15 protein-coding genes and 1 tRNA gene are annotated in these 11739 nt (G+C 62.7%); 7 read left to right on the top strand and 9 right to left on the bottom strand.

Annotated elements, in window-relative coordinates; translation table 11 throughout:
• The first annotated feature begins 59 nt into the window (after window positions 1–59).
• Complete coding sequence (locus tag MU521_RS01435) at window positions 60–1409, top strand: ribonuclease J (RefSeq protein ID WP_092686673.1); 1350 nt, start codon at window positions 60–62, stop codon at window positions 1407–1409.
• Between the two features lie 136 nt (window positions 1410–1545).
• On the opposite strand, the gene MU521_RS01430 is transcribed toward MU521_RS01435, so the two are convergent.
• Window positions 1546–1620 (bottom strand) — tRNA-Met (locus tag MU521_RS01430).
• 56 nt (window positions 1621–1676) lie between these two features.
• On the bottom strand, window positions 1677–2432 hold the full coding sequence (locus MU521_RS01425; protein ID WP_175452728.1) for a hypothetical protein: 756 nt from the start codon (window positions 2430–2432) through the stop codon (window positions 1677–1679).
• A gap of 202 nt (window positions 2433–2634) precedes the next feature.
• Here MU521_RS01425 and MU521_RS01420 point away from each other — a divergent pair, with 202 nt between their 5' ends.
• Entirely contained in the window at window positions 2635–3336 is a 702-nt protein-coding gene (locus tag MU521_RS01420; RefSeq protein ID WP_092686683.1) for a site-specific integrase, read from the top strand.
• A gap of 128 nt (window positions 3337–3464) precedes the next feature.
• Here MU521_RS01420 and MU521_RS01415 read toward each other — a convergent pair whose 3' ends face one another.
• On the bottom strand, window positions 3465–3941 hold the full coding sequence (locus tag MU521_RS01415) for a redoxin domain-containing protein (RefSeq protein ID WP_092686686.1): 477 nt from the start codon (window positions 3939–3941) through the stop codon (window positions 3465–3467).
• 144 nt (window positions 3942–4085) lie between these two features.
• Between MU521_RS01415 and MU521_RS01410 the strand changes: the two genes are divergently transcribed.
• The gene (locus MU521_RS01410; RefSeq protein WP_092686689.1) at window positions 4086–4451 is read left to right on the top strand and encodes a hypothetical protein; all 366 of its coding nucleotides are present in this window, start codon (window positions 4086–4088) and stop codon (window positions 4449–4451) included.
• A 148-nt stretch (window positions 4452–4599) separates the two neighbouring features.
• A complete protein-coding gene (locus MU521_RS21350; protein ID WP_281186976.1) occupies window positions 4600–4734 on the top strand; it encodes a TFIIB-type zinc ribbon-containing protein in 135 nt (44 codons plus the stop codon).
• Window positions 4735–5009: 275 nt separating this feature from the next.
• On the opposite strand, the gene MU521_RS01405 is transcribed toward MU521_RS21350, so the two are convergent.
• Window positions 5010–6128: a transposase gene (locus tag MU521_RS01405; protein WP_139171018.1), complete on the bottom strand. Its 1119-nt coding sequence runs from the start codon at window positions 6126–6128 to the stop codon at window positions 5010–5012.
• Between the two features lie 115 nt (window positions 6129–6243).
• Here MU521_RS01405 and MU521_RS01400 point away from each other — a divergent pair, with 115 nt between their 5' ends.
• A complete protein-coding gene (locus tag MU521_RS01400; RefSeq protein WP_092686692.1) occupies window positions 6244–8238 on the top strand; it encodes an AMP-dependent synthetase/ligase in 1995 nt (664 codons plus the stop codon).
• Between the two features lie 62 nt (window positions 8239–8300).
• Here the strand turns inward: MU521_RS01400 and MU521_RS01395 are convergent, their stop codons facing one another.
• Both MU521_RS01395 and MU521_RS01390 read right to left on the bottom strand, forming a co-directional pair.
• The gene (locus tag MU521_RS01395) at window positions 8301–8660 is read right to left on the bottom strand and encodes a DsrE family protein (RefSeq protein WP_092686695.1); all 360 of its coding nucleotides are present in this window, start codon (window positions 8658–8660) and stop codon (window positions 8301–8303) included.
• A 128-nt stretch (window positions 8661–8788) separates the two neighbouring features.
• Window positions 8789–9268, bottom strand: coding sequence for a redoxin domain-containing protein (locus MU521_RS01390; RefSeq protein ID WP_092686698.1), 480 nt, complete (start codon window positions 9266–9268; stop codon window positions 8789–8791).
• Window positions 9269–9379: 111 nt separating this feature from the next.
• Between MU521_RS01390 and MU521_RS01385 the strand changes: the two genes are divergently transcribed.
• The gene (locus MU521_RS01385) at window positions 9380–9619 is read left to right on the top strand and encodes a glutaredoxin family protein (RefSeq protein ID WP_092686701.1); all 240 of its coding nucleotides are present in this window, start codon (window positions 9380–9382) and stop codon (window positions 9617–9619) included.
• Between the two features lie 6 nt (window positions 9620–9625).
• Here MU521_RS01385 and MU521_RS01380 read toward each other — a convergent pair whose 3' ends face one another.
• Together MU521_RS01380 and MU521_RS01375 are read right to left on the bottom strand one after the other, a co-directional pair.
• The gene (locus MU521_RS01380) at window positions 9626–10024 is read right to left on the bottom strand and encodes a cupin domain-containing protein (RefSeq protein ID WP_092686704.1); all 399 of its coding nucleotides are present in this window, start codon (window positions 10022–10024) and stop codon (window positions 9626–9628) included.
• A gap of 76 nt (window positions 10025–10100) precedes the next feature.
• Window positions 10101–10865, bottom strand: coding sequence for an SIR2 family NAD-dependent protein deacylase (locus MU521_RS01375; RefSeq protein ID WP_092686707.1), 765 nt, complete (start codon window positions 10863–10865; stop codon window positions 10101–10103).
• A 129-nt stretch (window positions 10866–10994) separates the two neighbouring features.
• On the opposite strand from MU521_RS01375, the gene MU521_RS01370 reads away from it, so the two are divergent.
• Complete coding sequence (locus MU521_RS01370; protein ID WP_092686710.1) at window positions 10995–11273, top strand: hypothetical protein; 279 nt, start codon at window positions 10995–10997, stop codon at window positions 11271–11273.
• Window positions 11274–11275: 2 nt separating this feature from the next.
• Here the strand turns inward: MU521_RS01370 and MU521_RS01365 are convergent, their stop codons facing one another.
• The gene (locus MU521_RS01365; RefSeq protein ID WP_092686713.1) at window positions 11276–11545 is read right to left on the bottom strand and encodes a DUF7538 family protein; all 270 of its coding nucleotides are present in this window, start codon (window positions 11543–11545) and stop codon (window positions 11276–11278) included.
• Between the last annotated feature and the right edge of the window lie 194 nt (window positions 11546–11739).

Genomic DNA, 11739 nt, shown 5'->3' with positions numbered 1-11739 from the left:
CCTCCTATATCAGGCGCACTCTCACCGAGTTCTGGGACTGCTCTGATCGGACTCCAACTATGGAAATCGAAATTGCGACAATCGGCGGTTACGAGGAAGTCGGCCGGCAGATGACGGCAGTGCGAGCGGGCGACGACATCGTCGTCTTCGACATGGGTCTGAACCTCTCGAAGGTCCTAATCCACGACAACATCCGCACCGAGGAGATGCGGTCGCTCGACCTGATCGACATGGGTGCGATCCCCGACGATCGGGTCATGTCCGAACTCGACGGCGAGGTGCAGGCCATCGTGCCGACCCACGGTCACCTGGATCACATCGGGGCCATCTCGAAGCTGGCCCACCGCTACGATGCACCCATCGTCGCGACACCGTTCACCCGCGAACTCGTCGACGAGGAGGTCCACGACGAAAGCGAGTACGTCGTGAACAACGACCTGATCTCGATGGAAGCGGGCGAATCGATGCAGATTGGTGAACGGTGCGAACTGGAATTCGTCAACGTCACCCACTCGATCATCGACGCGATCAATCCCGTCCTCCACACGCCTGAAGGGTCGGTCGTCTACGGGCTGGACAAGCGGGTGGACCACACGCCTGTCATCGGCGATCCCATCGACATGAAGCGCTTCCGCGAGATCGGACGTGAGGATGGGGGCGTCCTCTGTTACATCGAGGACTGTACGAACGCGAACAGGAAGGGACGGACGCCGAGTGAGGCCGTCGCCCGCAGGCAGCTCCGAGACGTGATGCGAAGCATCGAGGACTGGGACGGCGGTATCGTCGCCACCACCTTCTCCTCCCACATCGCACGGGTCAAGAGCATCGTGGAGTTCGCCCAGGACATCGGCCGTGAGCCAGTCCTTCTGGGGCGGTCCATGGAGCAATACTCGGGCACTGCCGCCCGCCTCGACGGGCTCGACATCGGCTTCCCGGACGATCTCGGGATGTACGGCCACCGCAAATCCGTCGACAGAGCGTTCAAGCGAATTATGAACGAGGGCAAGGAGAAGTTCCTCCCAGTCGTCACCGGCCACCAGGGCGAGCCGCGGGCGATGCTCACCCGGATGGGCCGCGGCGAAACGCCGTTCGAACTGACCGACGGTGACAAGGTCATCTTCTCGGCGCGGGTCATTCCGGAGCCGACCAACGAGGGCCAGCGCTACCAGAGCGAGAAACTGCTGGGTATGCAGGGTGCGCGTATCTACGACGACGTGCACGTTTCCGGCCACCTGCGCCAGGAAGGCCACTACCAGATGCTGGACGCCCTCCAGCCCCAGCACGTCATCCCAGCCCACCAGGACATGAAAGGGTTCTCTGGATACGTCGATCTCGCCGGGAACAAAGGATACGACCTCGGCCGTGATCTCCACGTGACCTCGAACGGGAACACGATCCAACTCGTTTAGAATAGCGGGAGGTAGATCTGAACCGCGGTTCTTCCGCTCTGCTCCACTCCCTACGTCGAATCGACACAGAGACTCTCGACGTTCATGAAAGCGAGCACAGGCTACGCGTGCTCGCCGTGTTATTCACGTCGAAAAGTAGCGGGAGGTAGATTTGAACTACCGATCTGCGGGTTATGAGCCCGCCGGAATCTCCGAGCTATCCCATCCCGCTACCTGTAGCGTTTTCCCGTACCGACAAAAGGGTTGAGAAGTCGTTCTTATTCCATGTTACAGCTCCACAAGCAGGGTCTCCTGAACTTCGTCAAGCACGCTTTTGCGGTCGTACTCACCGCTCGTGATGGAGAGCAATCCGATGTTCTCCTCGTCGACGGGGACCCACACCTGGACGAATCCGGCGGCACTATCGAGGTGGTCGACCTTCGAGGCGGGTTTCTGCCAGAGCACGGCCTCGTCACCGGTGTATTCGGGATGGATATCGTCGGGAAGGGAACGGACCGTCTGCTTTCGGAAGTCGTCGTCTCGCTGGAGAAAATCTCGTACGTCGCCCTCCAGCACGTGTTTTTCGACCTCTTCCTCGACTTCGCTTCCCAGCGTTAGCATGATATTTTTGAGGAAGCGCTCCAGATCCCGTGCTGGAACGATCTTGTCGGCGTGTTCCAGAATCTCCGGCTCGCGCTGGGGTGGGTAGGCGTTGATCCCGACGTTGAACTGATCGTGGTAGGTGTTGTGATAGTAGGTGACGAGCACTCGTGGATCTGATCCGGGAAGATACGGATCTGGGATCTCGAAGAAGGTTATCAGTTCGAGGGGTTCGTAGACCTCGTAGGTGCTCGCGAGGTAAGCCTTGAGTTTGGGCATCTCCTGACGTGAGGGTGTCCAACCGATATAGCGTTGGATCTCCTGCTCGTTTGGGTCGTCATCCAGATAGAAGATCGCATGCCGGTCGTAGTCGTCGTAGGCTACCCATGCAAGGTGGTCGACCGGTCCATCGGTGACGAAGATTACCTCGTCGACCTGCTTCACGACTGCGCTCGGACATTGCTCCAGAACCAGTTCCTCGATTCGGGAGAGGCCATCTTCCGGATCAATTTCGTATTCTCCAACGGGTTGCCCCTTCATCCGGATCGAGGTACCACCAGGAGCAAATAATGAGTTACTGTTTCGATTGCTCCTTACAGTTCAAGAATACAAATACCCACGTGACGGCCGCGAGTGGAAGATTACGATGACACAGTGGCAAACTGAGTCGAACGAGTGGGCTGATCGGCATCGGCGATCTCTGACGACGAGACATACATACGAAGATGTCCTCACCGACCGCGAGTTTGAGTTACTGGTGGAAGCCTGCTCGGAATTACCCGAGCCGCGGAGGTTTCAAGCACGCTTCATCTGTCTGATCGCTGGTCGGCTAGGACTGCGTGCAGGAGAGATTGCGCATTTCGATACGAACTGGCTGGACTGGAACCGAAAGCTAGTACGGATACCCAAATCCGAACCATGTGCTTGTGGCTACTGTCACCGGCAAGCTGCTCAAGAAGCGTCACACAATGATACTCTCAGTGTCCAAGAGGCGCTCGCGTCTAGATGGCATCCGAAGACGATCGCGTCTGCACGGGCGATTCCATTCGATCTTTCTCTGAGAGTCGAACTCTGTATTGAGCGATTTAGCGACCGGTATTCGTCGTTTCCTCATTCTCGGACGACCGTGAACAGACGAGTACAGGAAGCGGCAGAACAGGCAGCGCTCAGCGGACGTGTATATCCGCACTGTCTTCGGGCTACGGCTGCCAGTTATCACGCGTACAAGGGTGTTGCCCCCGTCCCGTTACAAGCCCTGATGGGTTGGAGTGACCTCGCTACTGCTCAAAAATACATTCGTATTTCTGGAACTGCTACAGCTGACGCTGTACGACAAGTTCACTACTGACTGGTTAACATCTTCCTCGCAATTTTGTTGGGTCGTGCTGTATACAACCTCTATATCCAGCACGCCGTCCGTATCAAATCCCGATACTGTAGACGAACCCTGAAAAATCGAATTGGGCGACCGACTTATCAGGCGGCTTCGACGGCCTCCTGCACGGCGTCGAAGTCCGGCTGGGTGTGGGGGTCGTCGGCGACCCGCTTGTAGGTGATCTCGCCGTCGCCGTTCACGACGAAGACGGCGCGCTGGGCGAGGCTGTAGTAGCCCATGTCCGCGAAGTCGATCTGCACGCCGTAGTCCTCGATGACCTCCTTGTTCGAGTCACCGAGCATCTCGAACTCGAAGCCGTGTTCCTCGCGGAACGCCTTTTGGGCGAACGGCGAGTCGACGCTGACGCCGTACAGCGTCGCGTTCACGTCGCGGTACTCGTCGATGCCGTTCTGGAACTGGCTCATCTCCTCCCGGCAGGGTGGGGTGAACGCGCCGGGGAAGAGGGCCAGCACGATGGGGGCCTCGTCGAGGTGGTCCGACAGCGTGAACGGTTCGGGGTCGCCGTCGTGGGCGAGCGGGACGGTGAAGTCCGGTGACTGATCGCCAACGTCTGGCATACCGGAACACGGACGGCCTCGATGTCGGTAAAACCCGCCCGCAACCTGTTCGGGCCCCGACGCGTCCGCGGCCCCGTCTGGCGTCCGCGGTTCGACGCTCGAATCCGGCACGGTGCTTACAACCCGGGACTGTTTAGGGCGGGTATGGTACTGACACCCGGAGACGACGGTGAGGGCGACGCGGGCGCGGAGCGGTCGTCGGTCGAGGACGGGTTCGGGGTGCTAGCGGAGCGGCTCGGGCGACTGTCCGCCGTCCTCCCCTGGTCGCTCGACGACGCCGTCCTGTTCCGGGACGACGACCAGGTCGTCCTCGCTCGGTCCGCGGGCGGTCCGGGGCCGGCCGGTCCCACGGTCGGCCCCGCCCCTGCGGCGGTGGACGACGAGGCAGACGTGCTGGTCGTCGCCAGCGACGACGACGAACTGGTCGTCGAACACTGCGAGCCAGGGGCCGTCGATTTCGACTCGCTGGCACGGGTCCCCGGCGGTCTGGAGGCGGCGACCCGGGAGTGAGCAGGCGTCGGTAGCCACGCCGCGCCAGCACAGCCAGACTGGGCGGAGCGGAACTGGAAGACCCTGCAATACGCCGGCACGCGCCCGACCGCAGGAAAGAACCAGCGGTCGCCGCTACCCTGAAGTAGCCGGACGACGACCCGAAAGTGTGACACTGGTCGTCGACATCGCGTGTCCGTCCTGCGGTCGGACACGGACGCTCCGGAAAGTCGCCATCGGAACCTACCGGTGTGGTGACTGTGGGCGTGAGTTCACCGAGGCCGATATCGACCCCTCGCCGTAGCGTCCGCATGAGGAGCCGTTCATTCGGGGGGCGTCGAATTATACAAAACACGAGGCGAAAACCCACGGCTTTACAGTAGTTGCTGATTCGACTGTGAGAATCACTGCTCGAAGCTCGTTCCCTCAGCTGTATCCAAGATAACTCGGTCGCCAGCACCGAGTGGTTCGGATCTGCCGGCCAAGAACCAGTGACGAGGGATGTTCTGGCAGTCTTGCCAGTAGCCAGTGGCGTCCTGACTCGGACGTGCCGGCCCGAGTCAGTCGCCGAACGAGATGCTACCCATACGGGATCTGCCCGAGAAACTGCCTGAACAGGACGGTTGGGAGGACCGGCTTCCGCCCGACCGTCCGGTCTGGTGTGAGCAGCAGGTTCGTCAACACCCACAGGTTGTAGAGGGCCACAGCAAACAGAAAGTAGAACAGCCGGACAGAGAACGTCGGTGACGACGTTCTCGGGAGAAATTCCGTGACTTTGCGGTAGGATGTTTCGATCCCCCAGCGGCGACGATAGGCTTCAGCGAGTGGCCGAGCGAGGTCACGCGTGACCTCGCGGTTGGTGACCAGGCAGAACTGATCGTTCTCACGGGTCCGATGGGGTGTGACGACGAGCCGGACTGTCGTCCGGCCCGTCGGTGGATTCGACCGTGCCATCTCGTACTCTGCGACGAACGTGTCTTCGTCGTGGTCGGTGATGAATCGCTGTACTTTCCGCGTCTGTGGCGCACGCATGACGAACTCGACGTTTAACTCCTCCAGCAGCAACGCAAGATGGACGCGATAGAAGCCGCGGTCGAGGTAGACGCGATTGATCTCGACGTACTCCCGTGCTTGGGAGACGAGTTGGCGGAGTGCATCCGCCAACTCGTCGGTCTTGGCACCGTCCAGCGCAACCCAGCCAAGCGTGAATCGGACGCTCGGGTCGACGATACAGATGGTGGCGAACTTGTAGGCACAGTCGGTTCCGCGGTCGGGATCAGTCCGAGAGACGTGCGGTGTCTCTGTGTCGCCGTAATAGAGCCAGTCGTGTACGTCGGTCGCAACGTCGACGGGTCGACTGAACAGGCGGTTACGGGCTGCTTCGTCGAGTACAGCATCACGGACGCGGTCGAACTGATCGTCGACCGCGTCCGCGTCCAATCCACGGAGATGGTACAGCAGGGCTCTCGCCAGTGAATTCCGTGACTCGGCACCAACGTCTACATCCTCACCACGAGCAAGTTGATACGCTTTCGCGCCAGCGTTCGCAAACTCGTTATCGAAAGCTATCCGAGTGATGACTCGCTGGAAGTCCTCGCTCGGATAGGTGCCGTTGTCCGCAACACCGAACTCAAGCTCCGGGAACAGCAGTGACGAAGCAGCCCGACTCACCTGTTTCGCCTCGGTAGTCTTGACCATACCGAGACAACGACCGCGCCGACAATCGAAGCTTGGCTACTTCAGCAACTACTGTTTAGCGGTGGGTAGCTCAATCCCGAACGTATTATTGTGTGGGACTGCGTGGGCCACGCCAATGACCACAACGGAGGAGTTGTTGCAACTGGAGCGTGAGTACACCGACGAAGTGACCGGGTCGGGGACGGTCCCCGAGTTGTTCGAGGCCAGCGTCGAACGCCACGCGGAACTACCCGCTCAGCAGTACAAGGGCGGCGTTTACGACCGGTCGCTGACCGAGGACGTGATCCCCGAACCTGCCGCGGGGGAGTGGGGGCTGTTGACCTACGACCGGATGGCCGAAATCGTCCGGAACCTGGCGGCGGGCTTTCGGGAACTCGGCGTGGACCACGGCGAACGGGTGGGGCTGTTCTCGAACACCCGGATGGAGTGGGCCCAGACGGACTTCGCGCTCCTGGCCGCCGGCGGCGTCGTCACGACCATTTACACCGAGTCCTCGCCCCGGCAGGTCCGCTATCTGCTGAACGACCCCGGCGCGACGGGCGTCGTCGTCGAGAACGAGGAACTGCTCGCCCGCGTTCTCGATGTCAAGGACGACACCGCTGTGGAGTTCGTCGTTCTCGTCGACGGCGTCGACATCTACGACGACAACGACGACATCTACACGCTCGGCGAGGTCCACGAACTCGGCCGCGAGGCCTTCGAGGAGTCGGCCTACCAGTCCTGGCTCGACGAGCAATCGCCGGACGACCTCGCCAGCCTGATCTACACCTCCGGGACCACGGGCAAGCCCAAGGGCGTCCGGTTGACCCACGCCAACTTCCGGGCCAACGTCACCCAGATCCGGAAGCGATTCGGCCCGCGACCGGACAAGACCGAGGACATCCCCGTCCTGGACTCGGACGTGAAGACGCTCTCCTTCCTCCCGCTTGCCCACGTCTTCGAGCGGACGGCCGGGCACTTCTCGATGTTCGGTGGCGGCGCGACCGTCGCTTACGCCGAGAGCCCCGATACGGTGCAGGAAGACATGCACGCGGTCCAGCCGTCGACGGCCACGAGCGTCCCGCGGGTGTACGAGCGAGTCTTCGACGCCATGCGCGAACAGGCCGCCTCCTCTGACCTCAAAGAGAAGATCTTCCAGCGCGCACTGGAGATCGGCAAGGAGTACGGCCGGACCGAGGACCCGAGCCGACGGCTCAAACTGGAGTACTACGTCGCGAACAAACTCGTCTTCCAGCAGGTCAAAGACCAGCTGGGCGGGAACATCGACTACTTCGTCAGCGGCGGCGGCAGCCTCAACAAGGACCTCGCGGAACTGTTCCGCGGGATGGGCCTAGAGATCTTCGAGGGCTACGGCCTCACCGAGACATCGCCCGTCGTCTCGACCAACCCCGCCGAGGACCCGCGACCCGGGACGCTCGGCCCGCCGATGGCCGGGATGGAGACGTACCTCGACGACTCCGTGATCGGTCCGGACCGGAAGGAGAAAGCCGACGGCGAGATCGGCGAACTCCTCGTGCGCGGCCCCAACGTCACGCAGGGCTACTGGAACAAGCCCGAGGAGACCGAGGACGCGTTCACCACCCTGCCCGGCGACGACGAGGACGACGACGAGTGGTTCCGGACCGGCGACATCATCGAGCGGACCGAGGACGGCTATCTGGTCTATCACGACCGGCTGAAGCAACTCCTGGTCCTTTCGACCGGGAAAAACGTCGCGCCCGGCCCCATCGAGGACGCCTTCGCCACAAGCGAGCGCGTCGACCAGGTGATGGTGATGGGCGACAACCAGAAGTTCATCAGCGCGCTGCTCGTCCCGAACTTCGAGGCCATCGAGCGGTGGGCCGAGCAGGAGGGGATCGACCTGCCCGAGGACCGCGACGACGTGTGTGACGACGAGCGCGTCCACGAGTGGGTTCAGGAAGCCGTCGACGAGGTCAACGAGGGGTTCGAGAAACACGAGACGATCAAGCAGTTCGAGCTCGTCCACGTCGAGTGGACGCCCGAAAACGACATGCTCACCTCCTCGATGAAGCTCAAGCGCCGGAACATCCGCGATCACTTCTTCCACAAGGTCGAAGCGATCTACGGCGAGTCGGCCAGTGCGGAGTAGCGGTCGGCCACTCGGCCGTCGATCCAGTCATCCGGTCGGAGGGCAGGTTCAGAACCGGTTCGCTACGGCAGTTTCAGGTACGTCGCCCCCCGATTCTGGGCGCGAGTGACCTCCGCGACGCCGGATGGAACGGTCGAGACGCCGTCGGCGAGGGCGTCGACCGCGTGGTCGAACCGTTCGAGAGAGTTCGTACAGGCAGAAATTTCCACGCCGGCGTCCGCCATCCGTTCGATCTTGGCCGCTTCCGGGGCCGTCGCCAGCAGGAACCGGACCGCCGGGCCGTTGACGACGACGTTGATTAACCCCGGCGGCGTCGACACCGACTCGTCCTGAACGAGGTTCACGAGGTTGCGCAGTGCCATCCGCCAGTCGCTGCTCTCGCCGCTCGTAACGTGGATCACGATCTCGCTTCCAGCATCCATATACTCGACACTGAAGGGTCGAAGATGTAAATCCCTGCCTCGACACGTCCGGCCGAACGGACCGGTGGTCACCTGTCGCCGTCCGCCTCGACGGTGACTCGAACCGTTCCCCTTCGGCCGTGCCGGGCTCAGAGTTCGGCCACGGCCGTCTCCACGTCCTCGTGGGGGAGCGGGCCGATCCACTCGTCGGCGACGTAGGCGAACTGCACAGTCAGGTCGGGGTCGACGACGAAGACGGATCGCCAGGGTGTCGCGACGTTGGCCATGTGATCGCGGTCGGTGAGCAGGTCCAGTGCCTCGGAGACTTCGCCGTTCACGTCGGCGAACATCCGGAACGGCGGGCGGCCCAGCCAGCGCAGGAAGTCGTTCTGGGCGTAGGGGCCGTCCCGGCTGATCCCGAGGACGGGTACGTCCTCGAAATCGTCCCAGCCGTACTTCTGGAAGCGCTTCCACCAGTTCTGTGCGATGGCGCTGTAGACGAAGCCAGTCGAGACGAGGACCGCACCGCGGTCGCCCACGGCCTCGGAGAGGTGGGTCGAGCGGAAGGTCTCGCCGTCACAGCACAGTGCCTCGAAATCGGGGATGTCGTCGCCGTCGGTGGGTGGCATACCCGGGCATGGAGTGCCTCCCTCAAAAACCCCGGCGAAGGCCCGGGCATGGTGGGTCCGGCGACGACCCTGAGCCGCAGTTTTTTGCCAGCCGCCCCCATAGCGAGTGGTATGACGATGACACTCTATCGGCTGGAGGGCTGTCCGTACTGCGAACTCGTCGTGGACCGGATCGAAGAACTGGACATCGACTACGAGTCGGTCTGGGTCGAGGGACTCCACTCCCGACGCAACGAGGTCAAGCGGCTCTCGGGCCAGCGCCAGGTCCCCGTCGTCGTCGACGAGGACCGTGGCATCACGATGGCCGAGTCCGAGCGCATCCTCGAATACCTCGATCGGAGCTACGCCTGACCGGTTTCAGTCCAGATTGTGCGGGTCGAGACCGGGGTCTTCGACGGCGGGCGCGCCGACCGCGAGGACGACGCCCTCGTCGTCGCCAACGTAGCGGTGGCCGTGACCGATCTCCGGGCCGGCCGCCCAGAACGCGCCCGGGCCGACCTCCATCGTCTCCTCCTCGCCGGAGCGACCGAGTTTCAGCGAGAACTCGCCCTCGATGACGTAGTAGAGTTCCTCCTGCTCGCTGTGGGCGTGATACTGGATCTCCTCGCCGGGCTCGAAGTACCACAGCGTCAGGTGGAGGTTCTCCAGACCCATCGTCCGGCCGACGGGGCGGATGTCCAGATCCGGCGGCACGCCCTCGACTTCCGACAGGTCGGTAACCGGTACGTCCTCGGTGTCGAGCACTTCGTACTCCATAACGACACAACCCACGCCCGGTCACATCAAAAGCGTAGGGGGCGTGTGCGCCGGTTGCCCTGCCTGTGGACTCCCCTCACTCCTCGACTGCCCGGCGCAATTGCGGGAGGGCTTCGGTCACGTCCGCTCGGAAGTCGAAGTCGGCCCGCCCGGAGAGCGGTGTGGACTCGAGATTGACCAGGACCAGCGTCGCCCCTCGTTCCGCGGCGACCCGTGGGAGCGAGGCAGCCGGTTCGACGGTCAGCGACGAGCCGACGGCGAGGAACACGCCCGCGCTCTCGGCTTTCGCCTGTGACTGCATCAGCGCGTGTTCTGGCAACTGCTCGCCGAACAGGACGGTGTCGGGCTTGAGCGTCCCGTCACAGTCGTCACAGGTGGGCGGGAGGTCGCCGTCCCGGGCTCGCGCCATCGCCGGTTCCGCGTCGAACCGCTGGTTGCAGTCCCGGCAGACGACACGCGCGGCCGAACCGTGGATCTCGATCACGTCCTCGGAGCCGGCGTCCTGGTGGAGCCCGTCGATGTTCTGGGTGACGACGGTGTCGAGGTGGCCCGCCGATTCGAGTCCCGCCAGCGCCTCGTGGGCGGCGTTGGGCGCGACGTTCCCGTCGTCGAACGCCGACGCCTGGAGTTTCACGCGGTCGCGCCAGAACCCCTCGGGGTCGGACCGGAACCGGTCGATGTGGAAGTCCATCGGATCGTGGCGCTCCCAGATGCCGTCTTCCCCGCGGAAATCCGGGATGCCCGATGCGGTGCTGACGCCGGCCCCCGTCAGCGCCACGACCGACTCCGCGTCGCGGACCGCCTGCGCAACTGCCCGAACGTCCGGCTCGTCGACGCTCATACCACTGGTTCAGAGCGCCTGCGGGATTAAACTCACCGTCTCGCGTACCGCTGTACCCCCGGTATAATGTAAATTGGGTCATGAATCAAGCTCGCAATTTATCAGTCCGTGGCAGTTACTCACACGCACATGCCAGCCGAATCGGTCGAGGACCCCGAACAGTACGAACCGGAGTTGGAAGTCGTCGGCGAGCGGCTGGTGGCTGTCATCGACCGTCTCTGGGAAGATGTCGGTGAGGACGAATCCGAAGGCGACGACGAACCGGACACCACCACGAGGACAGCGATCGACGCGGTGGTGGAGCCGCCCGAGGGCGCGAGTCAGTCGGCAGTCGAGGCAGCGGTCGAGGCGGCGGAGTCGGACAAGGGCCGGATCCGAGAGGCCGACGACGACCACTTCTCGATGTGATCTCAGAGAGAGCGACGTTCGATTTCCGGATCGATGTCAGCGGCGGCCAGATCCTGCCTGATCCGCTCGCGTAGCGGTGTCGGAACGGTATTGCGACCGACCGGAACGGCGATGTCACCGTCGGGTGCGACTTTCCAGTAGATCACACAGTCGCTCGGCTCGTAGTACTCGATGCTGTACCGGTCGCCACCGCCGTCGTAGTGGACACGCGCCGCGGTGTTCTCGATGCGCCAGCCCTCCTGTTCGGCGAGTCGGTCGAGGACAGCAGTCATGACCGAGCGTAGGGGACCCACGGGCTAGTGATTTCGGTCACGGACAGGCCTGCCGGAAATCACCACTACTCGAAACCGGTCGAAGAGGGGGAGCGGAAAGAGGGAGGGGAAAATCCGGTTCGGGATTGGGAGCGAACCGCACTTGATTCAACGAACCGATTGTGGTTCAGTTTTCTTCACGACATCATCGGCCT

The sequence above is a fragment of the Halorientalis regularis genome, assembly GCF_023698535.1.
GTDB lineage: Archaea > Halobacteriota > Halobacteria > Halobacteriales > Haloarculaceae > Halorientalis > Halorientalis regularis.
The sequence above is the reverse complement of the archived record's forward strand: the minus strand, read 5'-3'. Positions and strand labels throughout refer to the sequence as shown.